The organism is Pseudomonas sp. SWRI77, assembly GCF_014269105.1.
Lineage (GTDB): Bacteria > Pseudomonadota > Gammaproteobacteria > Pseudomonadales > Pseudomonadaceae > Aquipseudomonas > Aquipseudomonas capeferrum.
In genome coordinates this window covers 1-724 of sequence record NZ_JABWRV010000065.1, presented here as the reverse complement: position 1 = coordinate 724, position 724 = coordinate 1, and the positions used below count along the sequence as shown (strand labels likewise).

Sequence of the window (724 nt, the reverse complement as noted above, 5' to 3'; positions counted from 1 at the left end):
GGCTATCACGGTGCCTACCTGTTCCCAGCCAGCCGGCGCGGGCCACTGAGCGCAACCGCAGCGAGCCTGGTGTTTGCCGAACTGAGTGACCGCCAGTGGACCAGCCACGACGTGCGCAAGGTCGCCCGCACCTGCTGGATGGACCTGGGCGTGGATTACCTGGTGGGCGAAATGCTGGTGAACCACGCCCTGCGCAACATGGACGCCACCTACATCCACACCACCGCCGAAGCCCTCAAGCGCCAAGCCCTGGAACGCTGGCACGACCATTTAGACGGGCTCGGGTTGAGCGCACTCACAGGCGAGACATACCCGAGATACGCAATTTCACAAAATCCGACACAGGCCACAGACCACGGGGCCTCTAGCGAAAACCCGGATGCATCACAGAGGAGCATGTAAATCATGGTGGACGTTGAACAGGACGTTACCGAGCGGTTGGCCCAGGCCGGCATCACTCCATTGATTGGAGGCTTGGTACCCGAGCCAGCCACGGCAGACCTGCTGGGATATGCCCCCAGCTACCTCCGCCGCCTGGCTGCCGAGGGTCGGTCACCGCTGCCATTCGTGCGCCGTGGCAATCGGCGGTTCTACAAAATAGCCGACATAGTGCGCTTTGCGACGGATACCGACTGAGGACGTCGAAGTTAACCGCTGACCGGGGTGTGCGTGCGCGCATAGGGTAGATGGCATTACTTAGACACCCCGGAGATACCCATGCCAG

The 724-nt window shown here is 61.9% G+C and carries 1 protein-coding gene and 1 pseudogene; both read left to right on the top strand.

Annotation, left to right across the window (positions count from 1 at the left end; genetic code table 11):
* Positions 1-402, top strand: a pseudogene (locus tag HU766_RS25955) (site-specific integrase); the annotation flags it as partial.
* Between the two features lie 3 nt (positions 403-405).
* Positions 406-636, top strand: a complete 231-nt coding sequence (locus HU766_RS25950) for a helix-turn-helix domain-containing protein (protein ID WP_081874717.1) — start codon at positions 406-408, stop codon at positions 634-636.
* Positions 637-724: the final 88 nt, after the last annotated feature.